Source organism: Alkalinema pantanalense CENA528, from assembly GCF_050753345.1.
GTDB classification, from domain to species: domain Bacteria; phylum Cyanobacteriota; class Cyanobacteriia; order Leptolyngbyales; family Leptolyngbyaceae; genus Alkalinema; species Alkalinema pantanalense.
Window position 1 is genome coordinate 19,977 of record NZ_JBLZFX010000052.1, and the last position, 21,189, is coordinate 41,165.

The 21,189-nt window shown below is 50.0% G+C and carries 17 protein-coding genes; 13 read left to right on the forward strand and 4 right to left on the reverse strand.

All coding sequences use genetic code 11. From position 1 onward, the window contains the following. The first annotated feature begins 316 nt into the window (after positions 1–316). The 5 genes from ACN4EG_RS16735 (at position 317) to ACN4EG_RS16755 (ending at position 4,139) form a co-directional block, all read left to right on the forward strand. A complete protein-coding gene (locus tag ACN4EG_RS16735) occupies positions 317–1,840 on the forward strand; it encodes an MBOAT family O-acyltransferase (RefSeq protein ID WP_431631107.1) in 1,524 nt (507 codons plus the stop codon). Between the two features lie 149 nt (positions 1,841–1,989). Further along, positions 1,990–2,385, forward strand: coding sequence for a phosphomannose isomerase type II C-terminal cupin domain (locus tag ACN4EG_RS16740; RefSeq protein WP_431631109.1), 396 nt, complete (start codon positions 1,990–1,992; stop codon positions 2,383–2,385). A 48-nt stretch (positions 2,386–2,433) separates the two neighbouring features. Continuing rightward, complete coding sequence (locus ACN4EG_RS16745) at positions 2,434–3,462, forward strand: cysteine hydrolase family protein (RefSeq protein ID WP_431631111.1); 1,029 nt, start codon at positions 2,434–2,436, stop codon at positions 3,460–3,462. Positions 3,463–3,549: 87 nt separating this feature from the next. Next, entirely contained in the window at positions 3,550–3,813 is a 264-nt protein-coding gene (locus tag ACN4EG_RS16750) for a type II toxin-antitoxin system Phd/YefM family antitoxin (protein WP_431631114.1), read from the forward strand. Between the two features lie 8 nt (positions 3,814–3,821). Further along, a complete protein-coding gene (locus tag ACN4EG_RS16755; RefSeq protein ID WP_431631116.1) occupies positions 3,822–4,139 on the forward strand; it encodes a type II toxin-antitoxin system RelE family toxin in 318 nt (105 codons plus the stop codon). 5 nt (positions 4,140–4,144) lie between these two features. Here ACN4EG_RS16755 and moaB read toward each other — a convergent pair whose 3' ends face one another. Then, on the reverse strand, positions 4,145–4,666 hold the full coding sequence (gene moaB, locus ACN4EG_RS16760; protein ID WP_431631119.1) for a molybdenum cofactor biosynthesis protein B: 522 nt from the start codon (positions 4,664–4,666) through the stop codon (positions 4,145–4,147). Positions 4,667–4,837: 171 nt separating this feature from the next. Here moaB and ACN4EG_RS16765 point away from each other — a divergent pair, with 171 nt between their 5' ends. The 3 genes from ACN4EG_RS16765 to ACN4EG_RS16775 all read left to right on the forward strand — a co-directional run bounded on the left by ACN4EG_RS16765 (position 4,838) and on the right by ACN4EG_RS16775 (position 7,151). Further along, the gene (locus tag ACN4EG_RS16765) at positions 4,838–5,584 is read left to right on the forward strand and encodes a metal ABC transporter ATP-binding protein (protein ID WP_431631121.1); all 747 of its coding nucleotides are present in this window, start codon (positions 4,838–4,840) and stop codon (positions 5,582–5,584) included. 149 nt (positions 5,585–5,733) lie between these two features. Further along, positions 5,734–6,582, forward strand: a complete 849-nt coding sequence (locus tag ACN4EG_RS16770; RefSeq protein WP_431631123.1) for a metal ABC transporter permease — start codon at positions 5,734–5,736, stop codon at positions 6,580–6,582. 191 nt (positions 6,583–6,773) lie between these two features. Beyond that, positions 6,774–7,151, forward strand: coding sequence for a hypothetical protein (locus tag ACN4EG_RS16775; RefSeq protein WP_431631124.1), 378 nt, complete (start codon positions 6,774–6,776; stop codon positions 7,149–7,151). A 232-nt stretch (positions 7,152–7,383) separates the two neighbouring features. Here ACN4EG_RS16775 and ACN4EG_RS16780 read toward each other — a convergent pair whose 3' ends face one another. Beyond that, positions 7,384–7,695: a hypothetical protein gene (locus tag ACN4EG_RS16780; protein WP_431631126.1), complete on the reverse strand. Its 312-nt coding sequence runs from the start codon at positions 7,693–7,695 to the stop codon at positions 7,384–7,386. A gap of 394 nt (positions 7,696–8,089) precedes the next feature. Here ACN4EG_RS16780 and ACN4EG_RS16785 point away from each other — a divergent pair, with 394 nt between their 5' ends. Then, complete coding sequence (locus ACN4EG_RS16785) at positions 8,090–8,716, forward strand: hypothetical protein (protein ID WP_431631127.1); 627 nt, start codon at positions 8,090–8,092, stop codon at positions 8,714–8,716. Positions 8,717–8,866: 150 nt separating this feature from the next. Here ACN4EG_RS16785 and ACN4EG_RS16790 read toward each other — a convergent pair whose 3' ends face one another. Next, the gene (locus ACN4EG_RS16790; protein WP_431631130.1) at positions 8,867–10,237 is read right to left on the reverse strand and encodes an aromatic ring-hydroxylating dioxygenase subunit alpha; all 1,371 of its coding nucleotides are present in this window, start codon (positions 10,235–10,237) and stop codon (positions 8,867–8,869) included. A 341-nt stretch (positions 10,238–10,578) separates the two neighbouring features. Here ACN4EG_RS16790 and ACN4EG_RS16795 point away from each other — a divergent pair, with 341 nt between their 5' ends. The 3 genes from ACN4EG_RS16795 (at position 10,579) to ACN4EG_RS16805 (ending at position 14,139) form a co-directional block, all read left to right on the forward strand. Beyond that, entirely contained in the window at positions 10,579–12,174 is a 1,596-nt protein-coding gene (locus ACN4EG_RS16795) for an alkaline phosphatase D family protein (protein ID WP_431631132.1), read from the forward strand. A gap of 83 nt (positions 12,175–12,257) precedes the next feature. Beyond that, positions 12,258–13,535 (forward strand): lipid-A-disaccharide synthase-related protein, encoded by a 1,278-nt coding sequence (locus tag ACN4EG_RS16800; RefSeq protein ID WP_431631135.1) that lies wholly within the window; start codon positions 12,258–12,260, stop codon positions 13,533–13,535. A 238-nt stretch (positions 13,536–13,773) separates the two neighbouring features. Beyond that, positions 13,774–14,139, forward strand: a complete 366-nt coding sequence (locus tag ACN4EG_RS16805; protein WP_431631138.1) for a DUF4864 domain-containing protein — start codon at positions 13,774–13,776, stop codon at positions 14,137–14,139. Positions 14,140–14,331: 192 nt separating this feature from the next. On the opposite strand, the gene ACN4EG_RS16810 is transcribed toward ACN4EG_RS16805, so the two are convergent. Next, complete coding sequence (locus ACN4EG_RS16810) at positions 14,332–19,407, reverse strand: PAS domain S-box protein (RefSeq protein WP_431631141.1); 5,076 nt, start codon at positions 19,405–19,407, stop codon at positions 14,332–14,334. Positions 19,408–19,617: 210 nt separating this feature from the next. Here ACN4EG_RS16810 and ACN4EG_RS16815 point away from each other — a divergent pair, with 210 nt between their 5' ends. Beyond that, positions 19,618–21,102, forward strand: coding sequence for an FAD-linked oxidase C-terminal domain-containing protein (locus ACN4EG_RS16815; RefSeq protein WP_431631142.1), 1,485 nt, complete (start codon positions 19,618–19,620; stop codon positions 21,100–21,102). The last annotated feature ends 87 nt before the right edge of the window (positions 21,103–21,189 follow it).

Here is a 21,189-nt window from a genome sequence, read left to right on the forward strand (position 1 = left end):
GACACCGGAGTGAATAATTTCTAGTTCATCATCATGTAACTCAAACCTCATGCACTACCGATGGCAGCCTAAAGGCTGCTTTTTTTTGGGGTGCTAATTTTGATTGCTAGTTTTGTTGATGGGTTGCCGATCGGAGGTTCGATCTAGGTAATGTGGAATCTCAGGAAAATTCGCGCTCTGAGATCGTCGTTTCTAAACAGGTAGCAGCCCCCATTCTTGAACCTCTTGAAGGATTCACGATCGATTTGCAAATTTAGAGTACACTACATATCCAAAGATGGAAACATCTTAAACTCTACTTGTAGTGCTATAGGCCATGAACTTTCTTTCACTAACCTATGCCGTTTTCCTGCTTGGGGTTGTTGGAGTTTACTGGACGCTGCCGAAGCCCCAACTGCGAATTTGGGTGCTGTTGCTGGCCAGTTTAATGTTCTATGGCACGCTATATATAGAGAACAGCTCCCAGGTGGTGAACCAGGCTCAGTATATTCCTTTGCTGCTGGTGATGACTTGGATCACCTTCCAACTAGGACGCGCGATCGGAGCTCCCCCCGACTGGCGCATTGAGGATTGGCAGTTTGCCCAGCAGGACTGGAATCGTCGTCGCATTAAGTTATTGGTTCTCGGAATTGGCCTCAATCTCTTTTTGCTGCTGAGTTTTAAGTCTGTTGTCTTGCTACTGGCTTCTACGATCGCCAATCTCTTTAAAGTGGATCTGGCCTTTACAGAATCCGCCTGGAAAAACCTGAGTCTGCTAACCCCGATCGGTTTGAGCTACTTCACCTTTGAATGTATTTCCTACCTAGTTGATGTCTATCGTGGTGCACCTGCGTCACGGAACTTTGCGCGATTTTCTGCCTACAAACTGTTTTTCCCAAAGTTAACCTCAGGCCCCATCACTCGCTATCCGCAGTTTGTTACTCAATTACAATCACTTACCTTTCCCAAGGCTGATCAAATTTCTGAAGGACTCTGGCTGATTGCCTGTGGTGCGGTCAAAAAAGGACTGATTGCCGATCGACTAGGCACCTACGTCAACTTAAGTTTTGATAATCTTACCCGAGCAGGCAGTGGCGACATTTGGCTGACGACGATCGCCTACGGGTTCCAGCTTTACCTGGACTTCAGTGGTTATGTGGATGTGGCACGGGGCAGCGCCATGTTGCTGGGGTTCAATTTGCCGCAAAACTTCAATTTTCCCTATTTCAGCACTAGTATTGCGAGTTTTTGGCGACGCTGGCACATGAGCTTAGGGGATTGGCTTCGGAATTATTTGTACTTTCCTTTAGGGGGCTCTCGCAAAGGATTACTAAGAACTTGTTTTAACCTCCTGCTCGTGATGGTGCTGTGCGGATTGTGGCATGGGGCCACCTGGGGCTTTATCGTTTGGGGAACAGTCCATGGTCTAGCCTTAGTGGGCCATCGCTTAGTAGATGGGGTATCCAAACGCCATGAGTGGATGGGACAGTTTTGGCAAAGTTTGCCAGGAATCGCGATCGCATGGTTGACAACGCAGCTCGTGGTGTTTCTATCCTGGCTTCTCTTCCGGCTCCCCAATTTAAAGGATGCAGTCTATGCCCTGCAACATCTGGTAGGTAAAGCAGCGGATCCGCAATTTGCCATTAAGATCTACCAAGAAACCTTAGGGCTTTCGCCCCAACAGATTTGGGCATGTCTGGGGGTTCTGACAATGGGAATGGGTGTCTCCTACCTCTTTCATCAGGGGCTGAAATTGCAGTTAAACTGGTATTTAAAGCTATTACTCGTGCCCCTCTGTCTGTACGCTGTATTTCTGTTTTCTCCTCAGGGTGCCGCCAAGTACATCTATTTTGATTTCTAGGACTTGATTTCTAGGACTGATTGAGGGTTTTCAACTCTTTTCAGTAGATCGGAGTTCTCGATCGAGAAGGGAACTCCGATTAGAACAATCTAATTGTTCTTCGTAGAATACTTGTAGTGAATTTTTAATACCTGTAAGGAAAGACAACTATGAGTCATCCCGTGGAGTTCCCGCGTCCGTCTATCACAACTCCGACGGCCACAACCCGCACCCGTCGCTGGGGAACGGTTACGCTTCTGGAAGAAAGTCAACGCTATCGGATTAATCGCATCGAAATTGCACCCGGTGAGCACATCAGTACACAAATGCATCACCATCGCAGTGAACACTGGATTGTGGTAGCTGGGACTGCCAAAGTCACCTGTGGCGGCGAGGAAAAAATTATTTTTCAAAAGCAATCCACCTATGTGCCGATGGGGTTGCCCCATAAGGTGGAAAACCCTGGGGTGATTCCGTTGGTGATGATTGAAGTCCAGAATGGGGAATATTTGGGCGAAGATGATATCGTGCGGTTTGAACCCGATCCGGACGATCACGACGACTGATCTGACTGAACGATCGAACCACGATCGACCACGCCAAAGGAGCTATCTATGCCTGCTTTGCCCATTCCTGAGTTTTTTCAGCCCGATCGTGTGGGGGCTGTGTGGCGAGTGCCCTATCAGGATCGGGCAGAGAAGGCCGTAACTTGGGCTCAACAGCAGGGGATGGTACCAGCCAGTACGGATACTGCACGAGTTTGTCTGTTGGCGATCGATGTGCAGAATACCTTTTGCATTCCCGAGTTTGAACTGTTTGTGGGCGGGGCGTCTGGCCGGGGGGCAGTAGAGGATACTCAACGGCTGTGCGAGTTTATTTATCGCAATTTGGGGATGATTACGGCGATCGTGCCGACGATGGATACCCACACGGCGATGCAGATTTTCCATCCGATTTTTTGGGTGAATGAGCAGGGTGAGCATCCCGTTCCGGTGGCGACGATGATTACGCTGGCGGAGGTGGAGGCAGGCAAATGGCGCGTTAACCCCAACATTGCTGCAAGTGTGGCCCAGGGGGATCTGGAAACATTGCACCAGCACGCCCTGCACTACACCCGCACGTTAACCGAAGATGGCAAATATCCGCTGACGATTTGGTGCTATCACTCGATGCTAGGGGGAATTGGCCATGCGTTGGTGTCGGCCTTTGAGGAAGCTTGCTTTTTCCATTGCATGGCCCGCAGTGCCCAAACGCAATTTGAACTGAAGGGCAGTAATCCACTGACAGAAAATTATTCTGTGTTGCGGCCTGAGGTGTTGGATGGTGCCAATGGTCGTCCGATCGCCCAGAAAAATGCGTCGTTAATCCAGAAGTTGTTGGACTACGATGCGGTGATTATTGCGGGACAGGCCAAAAGTCATTGTGTGGCTTGGACGATCGCAGATTTGCTCAATGAAATTCAACTGCGGGATCCCAAGTTAGCGAGTAAGGTTTACCTCTTGGAAGATTGCGCCTCTCCGGTCGTGGTGCCGGGGGTGGTGGATTTTTCTGAACAAGCGAATGCAGCTTACCAACGGTTTGCCGAGGCGGGAATGCATGTGGTCAAGTCCACTGACCCGATCGAAACTTGGTTACAGCTTTAGGGCTTGCACCCAGAAACACGCAAACGGCATTCAACCGAGTCCAACTTAAATCCCGTTAAACAGAGTTGCTTTACTTTATTCGTCACTATGGCTAAACATCTCACAATCGCCCAAGTTCAACAGCAATTGCCGACCCTATCTACTGAACTTGCTGGAGAACCGATCGTGATTACCCAAGATGGGGTGCCTGTCATGGCTGCGATGAGCTATGACCATCTAACCCAACTGCTAGAAACCCTCGATATCCTGGCAGATACTGCATTGGTGATCCAACTTCGCCACAGCTTACTCCAAGCAGAGCAGGGAGAAACTATCAGTTGGGAAGAGGTGAAGGCTCAATTAGGGGTGTGAGTCACGTAATGGATTCCATCGAGTACAAAATTCAACTGACGCCTCTTGCCCTAGAAATGCTGGTAGCAGTTCAGGATCGACGGGAACAGGAAAAGCTACGCGATCGAATTGAGCAGCTAAAAATTGATCCAGAGAAGCAAGGAAAAGCTCTACTGGGGGCTTTGGCTGGCTTACGGAGCATTCGAGCAGTCGGCCAGCGTTATCGGATTATCTACCAAGTGCAGAGTGCGCAAATAGTTGTTTTAGTTGTGGGCATTGGACGACGGAAAGAGGGCGATAAGAAGGATATTTACTCGCTAACGGAAAAATTATTAGATGAATCTTGAGTGTCTCACAACTCAGTTAAACGTGGGAGGAGATCAGCAAAGTTGCAAGGCCGATGGCGAGCATCCAGTTGATCCTTGAGAATGTGATCCCAGGCGGTTTGGCAGGCTCCGGTCGAACCCGGTAAACAGAAAATGTAGGTGCCATTGGCCACCCCCGCGATCGCGCGGGATTGGATGGTAGACGTTTTGATATCGGCGTAGGAAATCCAGCGAAACAGTTCCCCAAAGCCTTCGATCGATTTATCCAGCAGTGGCCCGATCGCCTCCGGAGTCCCGTCTCGTCCGGTCAGTCCTGTTCCGCCCGTCGTCAAAATCACCTGGACGCGATCGTCGGCAATCCAGCGGGACACGATCGCGCGAATTTCGTAAATGTTATCCGGCACGATCGCCTTTTCCGCTAAGTGATGCCCCGCTTCGGTCAAGCGATCGACCAGCAACTGGCCGGAGCGATCGGTGGCTTCTGTGCGGGTATCGGACACCGTCAGTACAGCGAGATTCAGGGGCAGAAATGGGTGATCGGCAGCCATAGCAAGGAATAGGACAGAGTTTAGAAATGATTTGTCAGTGCTTTTTATCCTAGCCTGGAAACCTTCCAGCATTTTTTTAGGTTAGCTCAGAGTTTTTCCGACGGGATATCGCTACAATGAGAATCGTTATCGCATCATTAAAATGAGAATCATTATTGCCATAGGCTATCTATGCTAGAAGTGCACCAACTAGGGGTCAACTATCGCGGGGTCAAGGGCTTGGAATCTGTGACGTTTCAGGTCAGTCCTGGACAATTAGTGGGGGTGGTTGGCCCAAATGGTGCAGGCAAAAGTACGATGCTCAAGGCGTTGCTGGGTTTGGTGCCCGTAGCGAGTGGCAAGGTACATTACTGTACTTGTCCGCTCCATCAACAGTTAGAAAAAGTGGCCTATGTGCCCCAGCGATCGCAGATTGACTGGGATTATCCCATCACTGTGCAGAATGTGGTGATGTTGGCCCGCACCCGTAAACTGGGTTGGTTTCGTGGCCCCGGTCGATCGACCCAGGAACGCGTCAGAGTGGCCTTGGAACAGGTGGGGATGTGGGATCTGCGCGATCGGCGGATTGGAAATCTGTCCGGTGGTCAGCAGCAAAGAGTCTTTTTGGCAAGAGCCTTGGCCCAGGAAGCAGAAATCTTTCTGTTTGATGAACCGTTTACGGGCGTTGATGCCGTGACGGAGGAAATTTTATTTACAGTCTTTGATCAACTGCGGCGATCGGGCAAAATTCTCCTGATTAGTAGCCATGAATGGGGGCATTCCCTGCATCAACTCGATCGGATGTTGTTGCTGAACCAACGGTTGATCGCAGATGGCACACCGGAACAGGTGATGACGCAAGATAACTTGAAACATGCCTATGGTCGGGCATGGATGCAGTCCATGCATCCGGATTTAGGGGATAATCTTTTTTGCTAATTCATGCTGCTTTGCCAAGCTAATTCCCGCTGCTTTGCTAATTTACTGGGCGGACTAGTTTGGTCTGTGAGATTGTTTGAGAGATTGGGACTGCGATCGCCAATAGAGAACGATCGCGCCCAATAATCGCTCCCTATTGGTTTTGACCTATGCTGCAACTATTAATCGATCCCCTCCACTACGAATTCATCCGGAATGCCCTAGCGATTAGTGTCATTATTGGAATTCTCTGTCCGGTAGTGGGGAGCTATCTCATCGTGCAGCGTATGGCGCTCTTAGGGGATGTCATGGCACACTGCGTTTTACCGGGCTTATCGCTTTCTTTTTTCCTCGGCATCGATATGATGTTTGGGGCTTTTGCGTCGGGAATGCTAGGTTCGTTCTTAATTGCCTGGATTCGATCGCAATCCCGTGTCAAAGTGGATGCAGCAATGGCACTCACCTTTTCCAGCTTCTTTGCCCTAGGCATTATTCTGATTACGGTACTTAAGAATAAGTTGGATTTAGACAGTTTTCTCTTCGGTGATATTTTGAGCGTTACAAGTCATGACATTATTCGAACCTTAATCATTGCTGTCATGATTCTTGTTGCAGTCAAAGCATTTTATAAAGAACTGCTGTTTTTTACCTTCGATCGAACAGGAGCACAAGCACTGGGACTACCTGTCAATCTATTGCATTTAGCATTCATGGCGGCAATCACCCTCACCATTATTGCCAGCATGCAAGTTGTTGGTGTGATCCTTGTAATTGCATTATTAATTGGCCCAGCACTGACGGCTTATTTGCTAACTACTGAGTTACATCAGATGATGGGAGTTGGGGTACTCTTCGGTATCCTTTCCAGTTTGGCGGGTGTGTACATTAGTTACTACAACAATCTACCGTCTGGGCCTGCGATCGTCTTAGTCTCCTCCAGCCTGTTTCTATTAGCACTCTTTTTCAGCCCCTCCCAAGGAATTTTGACAAGACCCAGCAGCTCAGGAACTCCCCATTAGGGTTGTAGAGTGCATGGATCTAGGTATAAGTTGGCCATAAGTTGACTATGCATAAGTTGGTATAAGTTGGTATAAGCTTGCATAAGCTGAGCAGAAGTTGGTGATTTAGAAATCGTCAACTCCAAGTCCTCGCGTATCTAATCGAACATGCTAGAATTCCAGCTATTACCACAAGATAAGGGAGGCCTAGGATGAGTAATGTGCGCGAGACGCTACAGGCGGCACTGACCGTAGAAGGCTCACTAGGTGCAGCCTTAGGGGATTGGAAGACAGGTATGTGCTTAGGGTTAACCGGGACAGATACGCCTACGTTTCCTTTAAATAAGCTTGAGCTTGCAGTAGCAGGCAACACAGAGGTGATTCGTGCAAAACTTCGAGTTGCACAATCTTTGCAGATCAACGATCGAATCGAAGATATCCTCATTACCCTGACCAATCAGTATCATTTGATTCGACTAACCCAGGCGGTTGAAGGATTATTTTTCTATCTTGTGCTCGATCGGGAGAAGGGAAATTTAGCCTTGGCGCGATTTAAGTTAGCACAACTTGAAAAAGACCTTGTGATTTAGCGATTCCGTGCTCAGACAAGGGGATGGGCTGACGCTTTGAATTCAGCAAATTCAGCCCAAATTGTATAAATTGAGTTGGATGAAGTGTCTTTGTGAATGCTTTTGAAGGGTGAATTCCTGGCACGATCGGTCGTTTCACCCTAAATGGTTGACTAAAAATGGTTGACTAACGACCTATGCCTGTGCGTCGCACTTTCGTAGATTGTTCTATCTGATATCGTTTCCTTAGGGTTTACTCTGTTTCATCTAATTCGATCGGTAAACGATGGCGATAATAGTCTTGTAAGTCTTCCCAGCTTAAGGCAGTGGTTCCTGGATCAGAAAATGCTGCCTTGACTCGTAGATAGCGCCGTAGACCTTCTGCCCCCGCATCATCGCAAGTTGCTTCTTGGAAATCCTCGGGAAAGGTCTGGGTGACTTGGAGCCATGCTTCTTGCAAAATTTCAGAAATTTCGGGTGTAGGTGCTTGCTCCAGCAAGATTTCAAGCCCTTCAAGAATTTCAATGGTCTTCAGGAGTTCTGGGGTAACTTCAAAGTCTGCCATAGTCACGCAGGGAACGATCGAATTCAAAATTTTAACAGTTAGCGTTGCTCTTTAAAAATACCAAAAACGCTGATCACTGCATGCAATGAGATGGCGGGATTGATCAGACTGCTATCTTTTTTAGGGTCTGCGAAGTACCTGTGTATTGTCTACTGCATTGATTGACTTCCCGATCGCAGTTGTTTGTTTTCATGTCTTTGAACCATTCCGCTGTAGACGTTTGAGACTTTACGCTGAAATTCCTATCTACAAGGGGTTCAATCGACAAATTTAAGAATTTTCGGGGCTTTATAAAGTTGAGATGGGACTGCAACATCCCGGCAATATCTATCCCATACCTTAAGGTACAAGCTATTCTATCTCTGCTTCTCAATCTGATAACCCGAATCAAGCCATGCTACGCAACCACCAACCCATTCGATTGATTTATCTCTTTTTAGGCATCATTACAATTTCTAGCCTTGTGGCCGGAAGTACGATCGTTCCCCATAGGCTCCAAGCCATTTCCCAATGTCCGACAGAATCAGAGTTTGACCCCGAAGTGGAAGTAATGACGGCTGACGAGTCAATGGATGATCACGCTTTGGCCAAACATCTCCGTCAAGTGGTTCAACAAACGCTCTACCATCCGTCTCGTAATCCATTGATTACTCCTGATCAGATTCCCTTGGAGGCTTCCCAAGGAGAGACTGCGCCTTCTGCGGAGTTGACCGGGATCAAACCGGAAAGAGTGGTGGTTCAGCCCTGGCGCGGGCGTCACCATGTCTATGGCTTCTTTAAAGTGCCTGCGGGATATGAACCCAGTTCCTTTTTTCAAGTGGCGGTAGATCAAGGTCAAAAACAATATTGTGGACATGCCTCCGTGGTAAAAGTAGTTGATAGAAAGGCTGGGAGTTCCGGCGATCGGATAGTGATTGGCCGCTTCCGGACTCGTACCACGTTATGGCTACTCAGCCAAGGTCAACGGCACGAACTCAATCAAAAAGATAATTGGACACTGCCGATTCGTAAACAGACTTGATGAAGCCCTGGATTAGGAATCATTAAACTGACCAATTGCAAAACCCTAAGTGTAATGGGTCAGACTACGCTTAGGGTTTGAATAAATATTCGATTTTCAGTTGGCTATCGTCGGTTAAGCGATAGCCAATATCCAGCGTTTTAAATTGCCCTAACCCTTGTCTGGAATATTTCTAGCAGGAATCGATCGACCGTGGTAAAACCGTTGTTCCAGTAGACCTAAACCGTACCACGCAGCCCCTAACACAATCGTTAGACCAGCCAATAATGCATTCTGCCAGAGGGCTGTGCCGACGATCGCCAATCCCCCGATCGCCACACAGCCCTGCCGCAATTGTTGTACCCGCGCCAATGCCGATCGACAGCTTGCACAATGTTCTGTATGGGAATGGTAGCGATCGAGCAAGGCTTCGCGGTTTAAACGCACTGGCAGGGATTCTCCAGGAAAGGGTTCCGCTTCGTATTGGTTAAACCATTGACGATACTCGAACACAAAGCGATCGGCCTTGGTTGGCATGTAAAACGCGCGGGAAAACTGCTCGCTGCCACCTTCCGTCGCCAAAATCCGTTCCTGCCAATGTAAGAAGATTTGGTCATCTTCCAAGATGGAGTTTTGTCCCAGATGCGAGAACCAACGCGGTGTCAAACTCATCGCCAATGCCGGAAACTTGGAGGGAAATTTAAAGGGAAAACGAGCAAACAATCGACATTCCCCCTTGCGAATGGGGGTTGCGTAGACCGCTGTAATGGTGCGACCAAACTGCTTAGACGTGAGGTCATGCCACATTAAATTCGGGGCAATAAACGTCGTATCTTGGGAACCCAATTTGCCGCGCCGGGGGCCTTCCTTCCAAGTGCCAGTGAAGCCCCATTTATCCGAGGTGAGCAGTTCCAAGTCCACCGGGGAGGCATTACTGCGCTTACCCACGGTGTTGTGGTGGGTATAGGGCAAATGGCTTGGATCTAAGACGTTTTCCAGCAACGTTGCAGCATCGTAGGGAAGATCGCGGAAGATATCCAAGCAGACCCATCCTTCCATGCCTTCTTCCCAGGGCTCGATCGCGGGAACGGGGGCGTTCTCCGCATTTTCCGGTTGGCCTGCGTAGACGAACAATAATCCTTGCTTTTCCGCCGTCGGGAACGATTTCACACAGGCTCGCCGCGAGGTTTCCGCCTGCCCACCCTCATTTTGCTGGGGGATATGTTTGCAATCGCCCGAACCTGCAAAGCTCCAACCGTGGTAGGGGCATTCCAATAACCCCTCCTCATTGATTCGGCCTTCCGATAGGGGGACGAGGCGATGGGGACAGCGATCGGCAAAGGCTCGCCACGACTGGCTCCAACCGTCCCACCAAAGTACTAAATCCATCCCCAACAGCGTAAAGGGCGTGGGCTTGGTTTTGTCCAAGTCGGTTAGGTAAAAAACGGGATACCAGGCTTCCTTGACATCAAAGCGATCGGGATCGGTTCCACCGACAATGGAAGACGTGCTGCGGACTTGGGACACGGGTATCGTTACCATTCGTTACCTCTCGCAGGATTTCTTTACACTTATTTACATTCAGTTTAACCATAGCGAATCGGCCTGTGTCCAGTACGGAATTCACGATCGAATGGACTTACGAGCTTAACAAACTTTTGAGTATTTTTCTCAGTCAAAAAATATTTTTCTCTTAACCGAGGGAGGATAATCTGTTGAAATTCAACTTGAATTTCAATCGGATGCAATTCTTATCCATCCGTAGGTTAAACAGTAGGGTAGACAGCCCAGGCTGATTGGCCCATGGATCTTGGCCCATAACCTAGGAGCCTTTAAAGAGTTTGCCCCCACTGTCCACTTCCTGATTTGGATATCCTGCTGTTATGTCACGTTCTCAACCCCGGTTCAATCATCCCCGATTCAATCGCCGCCAGTTTATTCGATCGACTCTCTTTGCAGGAGCCAGCGCTGTGACGGCTTCCCTGGGAACCCAGCGATCGGGACTGTCTGTCCCCGCCATTATTCCCTCTGAACGGAGTCGGCCTCGGATTCCCTACGGGGTCATGAGTGGCGATGTGGGGGGCAGTCGGGCAGTGGTCTGGAGTCGGGCCGATCGGCTGAGTCGGATGCGGGTAGAACTTTCGTTGGAACCGGACTTTCGGCGATCGCGCGTTGTCTACGGCGAAGTAGCCCAAGCCAGTCAGGATTTCACCAGCCGCGTGGTGTTGTCCCAATTGCCCACCGATCGGCCCATTTTCTATCGAGTGCAGTTCCAAGACTTGGATCAGCCCAAAATTGTCAGCGAACCCGCGATCGGGCAGTTACAAATCCCCGACAGTCGGCGGGATATCTTCTTTGCCTGGGGCGGCGATACAGCGGGGCAGGGCTGGGGCATCAATCCCGAGTTTGGCGGCATGAAAATCTATGAAACCATGCGCCAGTTAAAACCCAATTTCTTCATCCACTCCGGCGACACGATCTATGCCGATAATCCCATCCAATCGGAAGTGAAGTTGGCAGATGGGACGACTTGGAAAAACCTGACCACACCGGAAAAATCTAAAGTGGCAGAAACGTTGCAGGAATTTCGGGGCAATTTTATCTACAACCTGTTAGATGAAAATGTGCGACGCTTTAATGCGGAAGTCCCGTTACTAATGCAGTGGGATGATCATGAAGTCGTCAATAATTGGTATCCCACGGAAATTCTGGATGATAGCCGCTACACCGTCAAAAATGTTGCACTCTTAGCCCAACGGGCCAAACAAGCGTTTTTGGAATATTCGCCACTACGATCGGAGTCTGTGCGACAGCGAAAAATTGAGCGATCGTTTTCCTATGGCAAGCATTTAGAGATTTTCATGCTGGATATGCGCAGTTATCGCGGTGCCAATAATCCCAACCGCCAAACGGAAATGAGTCCTGAAACGGCCTTTCTGGGGAATTCTCAAATTCAATGGTTAAAACAGCGGTTAAAACAATCCCGTGCCACCTGGAAAGTGATTGCTGCCGATATGCCATTGGGATTAGTGGTGGCCGATAGCAAAACAGATTTTGAAAATTTAGCCAATGGGGATGGGCCTGCATTAGGTCGAGAGTTGGAACTTGCAGATTTACTGAAATTTATCAAGCAGCAGAACATTCGCAATACTGTTTGGCTCACGGCGGATGTTCACTATGCGGCAGCCCATTATTACGATCCCGATCGGGCGCAGTTCCAGGATTTCAATGGCTTTTGGGAATTTGTGGCAGGGCCGCTCAATGCTGGAAATTTTGGCCCCAATCCACTGGACAATACCTTTGGGCCGCAGGTCAAATTCCAAACCGCATCTCCCACAGTTAAGTTCAATCAGCCACCCAGTCAGGGGCAACAATTTTTCGGCACCGTCAAAATTGCCCAGGATTCCGGCTTAATGACGGTTACGTTACGCAATCTTTGGGGTGAGACGTTATTTTCGATCGACTTTCCCCCTAGCTAGCCGGTGTCGCTGGTCAAGCCTTACGTCTACCCCTTACCCTGCCACCCTTTACAATAGAAGCGATCGATCGTTCCCCATTGCCCATGCGACTCCTTTGCCTCAGTAACGGCCATGGTGAGGATGGCATTGCCCTCCGCATCCTGGAAGCCCTGCAAAACCTGCCCCGGCCCTCCAGCCCAAACCCCACTACCCAAACCCCCCCCACGATCGAAGTTTTACCGATCGTCGGCGAAGGTCATGCCTATACCCAAGCGGGTTTTCCGTTAATTGGCAAAGTTCAGCAAATGCCCTCCGGTGGATTTATTTATATGGACGGCAAACAATTGGCGCGGGATATCCAAGGAGGATTGCTAAAGTTAACGCTGGAACAAATTCGATCGGTACAGCGTTGGGCCAAAGAGAAGCGAGGAGAACCCGCACTAGTACTGGCTGTGGGTGATATCGTCCCAATGCTGTTTGCTTGGATGAGTGGCTTACCCTTTGCCTTTGTGGGGACAGCGAAATCGGAATATTATCTGCGGGATGAAACGGGTTGGTTGCCGCGCAAATCCTGGTGGGACGATCGCTTTGCTATTGCAACGGGTTCCGTCTACTATCCCTGGGAACGCTGGCTGATGGCAAGGTCCAACTGCGTTGCCGTCTTTCCCCGCGATCGCCTCACCGCAGAAACCCTCCAGCGCTTTGGCATCCGCGCCTACGACTTGGGCAATCCCATGATGGATTTTGGGGAGGCAAAACAATCACCGGAACCCATGCCAGAGAACGATCGTGACACCTTGAAAATTCTGCTCTTGCCAGGATCCCGCGCCCCGGAAGCCTACGCCAACTGGGAACTGCTCCTCTCCGCTGCCAATGATGTCATGGCGAAACTAGGCCGATCGATCACCTTTTTAGCCGCGATCGCCCCCAGTTTAGACCGTCAGATCCTGGGCCAAACCCTCCAGCAAGCCCGCTGGCAAGCGATCGAGGACGAAACCTTCACCGTGGGTTGGGGCGAGACACAATCTACCCTGAAATTATCCGTGGGCAACTTCGCCGAATACGCCCAGCGAGCTGACTGCGCGATCGCCTTGGCAGGTACAGCCACGGAACAATTTGTCGGTCTTGGGAAACCCGTGATCACTCTGCCCGGTGCTGGCCCCCAGTTCACCCCCGCCTTCGCCGAAGCCCAAACCCGTTTGCTGGGAGGTTCTGTTCAGTGCGTTGCCCATCCCCAGCAGGTCGGTGAGGCGCTGAATGCCTTGTTGAATAACCCCGATGGCCTCCGTACGATCGCCGAAAATGGTCGCCGTCGCATGGGGGAACCGGGAGCCGCCCAACGCATTGCCCGTAAACTCGTAGAAGTGTTGGGAGGATCGTAATAGGTCAGAAGGATCGTCATAGGTTAGGAGGCTCGTAATCACTCGTAATCACTCGTAATCAACGATCTCGTTGCGATCTCAGAGGATGCGCCATCATCCAGACTAGAAAACTTGTACTCAGCCTATCCGCTGAACTCTCTTGCCAGCCTGTAATTCATTCGCCAGACATGTCGATTTTGAAAGAAGTCACTCGCAGAACATTTTCCAGCAATGGCACCTAGGAACCTGAACCACAGCTATGGACAGCATTAGCGAATTCGATCGCAGAGCCATTCGAGAAGTAGTGGAACTGCAGCTATCCGCATTCCAGCGAGATGATGCCGTTTGCGCGTTTTCCTTAGCGAGTCCCGGAATCCAGGCCATGTTTCGTAATCCTACCAACTTTATGAACATGGTAAGGCAATCCTATGAACCGGCCTATCGTCCACGATCGGTGATCTTTGAAGATGTCGTGGTGGTACAAGGCAATTTTACCCAGCCCGTGCTCCTACTGAGTCCCCAGGGCGTTCCCGTGCGAGCGCTGTATCTGATGGAACATCTCGCCGATGGACGCTGGGTGGTCAATGGCTGCTACTTAGTGGCGATCGAAGGCCCCGTCGTTTAGTGCTACAGCTCGTTCAGCACTACAGATTGTTGAACAAGCACCAGAGTTTAACGTGAGTTCGATAAATTCGGGGTGCAGCGCGATCGTTGGGGCTGCTCCACAGCGAAGATCTTCGATTCATCCACCCATTTCCCCATTTCCCCATTCCCCCATTCCCCCATTTACTTGAAATTTGATGGGTACGCTGTGTCCTTAATGGGAAGTCTTGGCCAGGAGTTTCTCAATCGTGAGAACCAATTGCTTCAGTAGCACAGGTTTCGCCATATAGGCATTTGCTCCGGCGGATAGGCACTTTTCTCGATCGCCTAACATTGCCAACGCCGTCAGTGCAATAATTGGAATATGGGTGATTTCTGGCATGGTTCTAATCTGACGAATGGCGCTCAGTCCATCCAATCCCGGCATTTGAATATCCATCAAAATAATATCTGGACGATGGGCTTGGGTTAGGTCGATCGCGTCCTGGCCATTGTTTGCCAAAATCAACCGATAGCCTCGACTTTCCAGATAGGCAGTAAAGGTGTCAATATTGGCTAAGTTATCTTCTGCCAAGAGGATCAAAGGAAGGTCGTCAGAGGGCATACTCACTGGAATAAGTTGGTCGGTCGTTGTTGAGGGAGATAGTTCATTCCTACTCTCCAGCAATTCTGGATCGTTTGCAAAGTCTTGATCGATCGCAGAGTCTTGACTGGGGGGAAACTCACTATCCATCTGCAAAGATAGATGATTCCGAAAAGTCCTACGGAATGCATCAGGAATCTGCACGGTAAAACAACTCCCACGTCCTAGTTCACTCTGAACTGTAACATTGCCCCCATGCAACTCGGCAATGCGCCGCACGAGAGATAATCCTAGGCCCGTTCCGCTGTATTGTCGGTTCAGACTGCTATCAATTTGGACAAAGGGCTGAAACAGTTTATTAAAGTTTTCTGCTGCAATTCCAATTCCTGTATCCGTCACTGAGAACTCCACCCAATGGCCCAAATGATCGCTATGGTGGACTGTACTCTCACGGTGGACTGAACTGTAACGTACGCTCAGGGTCACGGTTCCTCCATTGGCAGTGAACTTGATCGCATTATCCAAAAGATTAATGAGTACTTGTCGCAATCGTCGCTCATCGGCTAAAACTCGCCCCAGATTGGGGGACAGTTCACTGTTGAGTTGGATATTTTTCTTCGCTGCCATTTGACGAACGAATGTCAAACTCATATCGCAGAGACTACGAATACTGACGGGACTGATATCCAGCTCCAACTTCCCCGATTCAATTTTGGCGAGATCGAGAATGTCATTAATCAATTCCAGTAGGTGATTTCCACTCCGATCGATCGTCGCGATCGCTTTGATCTGGCGTTCGTTCAGTGAACCGAGGATGCCATCCTGTAAACTTTGTGCCATACCCAATACTGCATTCAACGGCGTGCGTAGCTCATGGCTCATATTGGCCAAAAACTCATCTTTGAGACGAGTTGCTCGCTCAAGTTCTAAATTTGTATGGGCCAGTTGTTCATTCATTTGGCGCAACTGAGCTTCTGACTGTTTCAACTCAGTAATATCTTCATAGGTTCCCAAAATACCCACAATTTCCCCAGAACTGTTGGTCAGCGGCACCTTGCTGGTTTGTAGCCAGTGTTGTTCTCCAGTACTATTTTGCAGCAGTTCTTCGTAATTCAATTTCGCAATACCCTGGTTAATCACATCCGTATCATCGGCCTGGTATGCAGATGCAAAGTTGATCCAAGGCATCTCGAAATCTGTTTTTCCTAAGATTTCATTGGCATCAGGTAATCCTGCATCTTGGGCAAAGGCCCGATTGCAGCCTAGGTAATGCAACTGTCGATCTTTCCAAAAGACCCGTTGAGGAATAGTATCCAAAATGGTTTGCAGCATGGCACGGGATTCTTGCAAAGCTTGTTCCGTATGTTTACGTTCTGTGATATCCGTTAACGTCCCGACATAGCCCACTACAGCTCCGTCTGCATCCATTTCTGCGGCTACCTGACAATAGAACCAATTGATCGTTCCATCGGGACGCAAATGTCGCCCTTCTACGGCTTGAACATGGGGGTTACCATCAACTAATTCGTTGTCAAATGCATTCCTACTAATGGATCCTACATAAAATATTTCTCGATCGTCCGGATGTAAAGCATTGAGCCAGCCTTGCCCTAGCGCGGATTCCTTGGGTCTGCCAGTCATTTCGCTCCAGCGATCGTTGACATAAACGCAGTTTCCTGGGTGATCAAATTGGAAAATTGCCACAGGTGCTGCCGCTGCCAAGGTTGCATAGCGCCGTTCACTTTCCCGCAGTGCTTCTTCAATCCGTTTGAGGTGAGTCAGGTTACGAGCACTAATGACGGCTCCAGAAATGGTTTGATCCGCTTCTCGATAGGGAGACAGGCTGAAGTTGACAAATTGAGGATCGGGATTCCCAGGTAATTCCAGCCACATACTGTACTGATGGGTATTCCCTAGGAAACACTCGTCTAGTTGGGCTTTGAGGATTTGATCAAACGCAACCTGCCCCATGACTTCATTGACCCGCCGACCGACCATTTCCTGACTAGATTTTCCATGATCCTGTTCTGCGGATTGGTTCACTACTTGATAAACGTAGTTGCGATCGATCAACAGCATGCCATCGTCCGTTGCATTCACCATCCGCTCATAACGGCGCAGGGATTGCTCTGCTTCTTTGCGATCGCTGATGTCAATCAATGTACCCACATAGCCAATTAATTGCCCTTGAGCGTCAGTTTCAGCCACTACGTTGGTATAGCACCAAATGATGCGACCGCTGGGATGGACATGGCGGCTCTCCGTCTGGTAGCCTTCGCCTAAGCCTTCCCCCTGCTGAAACTTTCTAGCCCAATCCTGAAAGATGCGATCGCGATCTTCAGGATGGAGCGTATCAAAACAGCCGATTCCTAGGGCCGACTCCAGCGATCGTCCCATCATTTTGCCCCATTGACTATTGACATAGATACATTGGCCTTGGGCATCTAAGCGAAAAATAGCAACAGGAGCAGATTCCGTGAGCGTGGCATAACGATGTTCGCTTTCCCGCAGGGCGATTTCTACCTGTTTACGATCGGTAATATCAATGGCGGTGGCGATCGCCATCACCACTTGGTCACCTTGCCGAATGGGGCCTGTTGTGACTTGATACCAGGCGGTATTGCCTGAGTCATCAATGTAGCCTTCGACTTCATATTCCACGGTTGCCCCATGCTCAAAGACTTGAATCAGTCCTTGATCCTGCTGGGCGTGATACTGCGGGAGAACACAGTCGCGATAATGTATGCCTAGAAAATCCTGGGGAGACTTTCCGCTCAAAGTCCGATTGATGTAAGTAATTCGACCTTGACGATCGTAGGTCACAATGATCCCAGGCGCATTCTCCACCATCGCCTGCAATCGCGCTTCCGAATCCTTTAGCGCTTGTTCAACTTGTTTGCGATCGGTAATTTCGTAGTTAATCCCAATCATCCGGATGGGTTGGCCCTGGTCATCACGTTGAACTAGGGCAGACGCTTTGATCGTGTGAATCGTTCGATCGGGATGAATAATGCGAAATTCCAGGTCAAAATCTAGTTCCCCGCATGCGGCTTGATACAGAGCCTTCTCCACCCGAGGCCAATCTTCAGGATGGATGCATTGTGCCCAGACTTGGCAGAGGTCTTCATCTTCCCTGGGTTGCACGGCGTACAGTTCATACATCCGTCCATCCCAGAAGCGACGGTTCTCCGCAATATGCCATTCCCACGTTCCGATCGCCCCTGATTGCAACGCCAGAGTCAGGCGATCGGAAAGGTTATTCAATTCTTCTTCCGCCTGTTTGCGGTGGGTAATATCCACATGACAGCCCACCATCCGTATAGGCTGACCATCGTTATTCCATTCAATAATGCGTCCGGCACAAATCACCCAGACGATTGACCCGTCCTTATGGCGGTAGCGCACTTCGTTGTGATAAGAACTCTGTCCCCGGCTGCGGGCGTGCTGTTCAAACGAGTTCAACAAAATGGGTAGATCTTCAGGAAGTACCAAGGTTTGCCAAGTTTGAGGCACATTCGGTAACTCGTGATCTTCGTAACCAAACATCTGCTTGAACATTGGACTGAGATAGGTGGTGTTACCCGTGATATCCCAATCCCAATAGCCCGCGATCGCGGATTCTAGAATGGACTCCAAAACATTCAGTTCTGTCCGCAGCTGAGTGGCTTGTTGTCGATCGCCCTCAGCCTGCCGTAGATCGGTAATGTCGTGGGCAGATCCCACCACCCGATAGATCGTTCCGGCATCATCCCGGAGGGGAAAGCCGTGGACAATGACCCAGCGCACTTCTCCATTAGGGCGCAAAATCCGAAATTCGGTGTGACAAATCTCTCCATGCATCACTTGTTGGATTTCTGCCACGACCCGATCACGATCGTCGGGATGGACGGACTCCTGCCAGATGGACGGGTTCTGGTATAGAGCTTCACAGGGACGCTGCCAGATCCGTTCATAACCCGGACTGATGTAGAGGGTCTGACTAAAATCTGCGGTTTGAATCACAAAGGCTTCTTCAACCGTTTCTGCCAGTTGGCGGAAAATTTCTTCCCGTTCCCGCAGGCGGTTTTCCGCTTGTTTGTAAGACGTTATTTCGCGGGTGATGCAGACAATCCCAATCGGTTGGTTGCGCTCGTTGCAGCAGAGACTTTTAGTGGTCAGGAAATAGCGCTGTTCTCCAGCGATCGTGACAGCATGTTCGGTTTCTCGTGGTTCCCCCGTTTGCCAAATCTCCAACTCCTCGTCATGGATCCGTTGAGTTTCCTCTGGTTCCATGAAATCCTTGACCGATCGTCCGACAATCTGGCTGGGTTGCAGTTTCAGCCACTGAGCTGCAGTCTGGTTAACGATCAGGTACTGCCCCTGGACATCTTTGACATAAATGGCTTCGTTCGCCGTATCGATGATATTGTGCAATACTTTTTGGCGTTTTTGTAGCTGCCCTAGCCCCTGCCACAGGAGGCTAAATAATCCAATCGCCGTAATTCCCAGAAAGCCCCATTCCTTAATCAGTAGAAGCTGGGCAGGCGGCAATCCTGCTCCCACCCCAATGGCCAAGAGGCGATCGGCCCAGGTCATCCACAACCATCCAAAAAGGCTATAAAGTAGCGTGATGCCCCCAGCAAAATAGGGCAATTCGATCGAGGACTGGCGTGACACAGGTAAAGAAAATTGTTGCCAAGCTCGCCATTGATCCTCGGAAAAAGCCACAATATTTACCCCTATCAACAGAATGTTCACGGTTGGTTGAGAATGGGTCTCAATCAGGCTCCGTAAAGAAGAAATAACAATTCTAGGATGGAGATCGGCTTCGATCCATATCCTGCATTCCTCTGATTACCAAAATTCCCGATAAATCCCCAGGAATAACGGGAGTGATAGGATCGAACAATATCCCCTACGGCATTTCCGAAAGAAACTATGCAGGCTTTGGCATCTCTTTCCAATCCAGAACCCCGTGATTGGCAGCCCATTATTCAGCGCTTCAGGCACATTGTAGGCGATCGTGGTGTGGTGAAACGGCGGGAAGAACTACTGGTCTATGAATGTGACGGGTTAACCAGTTATCGCCAACGGCCCGCCGTCGTGGTGCTTCCTCGGACAACCGCCGAAGTTGCTGCCGTGGTCAAAGTCTGCCATGACTTTCAAGTGCCGTTTGTGCCGCGCGGATCGGGTACTGGCCTGTCAGGGGGAGCGTTGCCGATCGAAGAATGCGTTCTGATTACCACAGCATTGATGCGGCAGATTCTAGAGATTGACTTTGATAATCACCGGGTGACGGTGCAACCGGGGGTGATTAACAATTGGGTGACCCAGGCCGTCAGTGGGGCTGGGTTCTACTATGCGCCCGATCCCTCTAGTCAAATCATTTGCTCGATCGGCGGCAACGTGGCGGAAAATTCTGGCGGCGTCCATTGTCTAAAATACGGCGTCACAACGAATCACGTTTTGGGCATGACGATCGTGACGCCAACGGGAGAGGTGATGACGATCGGGGGCGACGTGCCGGAAATGCCCGGTTACGATTTGACCGGACTGTTTGTTGGCTCGGAAGGCACTCTGGGCATTGCCACGGAAATCACGCTACGCATTCTCAAAGCGCCGGAGTCGATTAAGGTGCTGCTGGCGGATTTCACCAGTGTGGAAGCGGCGGGGGCCACGGTTGCCGATATTATTGGCGCAGGTATTATTCCCGGCGGCATTGAAATGATGGATAACTTCAGCATTAACGCTGTGGAAGATGTGGTGAAAACCAATTGCTATCCCCGCGATGCGGAAGCCATTTTGCTGGTGGAAGTGGATGGACTGGAAGTAGAAGCGGCGGGCAATGCCCAGCGGGTGGCGGAATTGTGCAAAAAGAATGGGGCACGCAATGTCACCGTGGCCACGGAACCGGACGATCGCTTAACCCTCTGGAAAGGCCGCAAAGCGGCTTTTGCTGCCATGGGCAAAATCAGTCCTGACTACTACGTACAGGATGGTGTGATTCCCCGCACGAAGTTGGAATTTGTCCTCGGGGAAATTGCACGGCTAGGTAAAGAGTATGGCTATCCCGTGGCCAATGTGTTTCACGCGGGGGATGGGAATTTGCATCCGTTGATTTTGTATAACAACGCGATTCCCGGCGAGTTGGAAAAGGTGGAGGCGTTGGGGGGAGAAATCCTCAAGCTCTGCGTACAAGTGGGGGGTAGCATTTCCGGTGAGCATGGCATTGGTGCGGAGAAGCGCTGCTACATGCCCGAAATGTTTTCCGAGGCGGATTTAGAAACCATGCTGTGGGTACGCCGATCGATCGACCCCCAGGGCATCGCCAATCCAACAAAAATTTTCCCAACGCCTAAAACCTGCGGGGAAGCAGCTCGATCGATCGCAGCCCAGGAATTTCCTAACGTTGAGCGGTTTTAACCCATTTGAGCGTTTAGGGATTTGCCAAGAAATAATATCCCCTCTTCATCCCCCCACCCTCCTACCCTTTTACTCTCCTACCCCCTA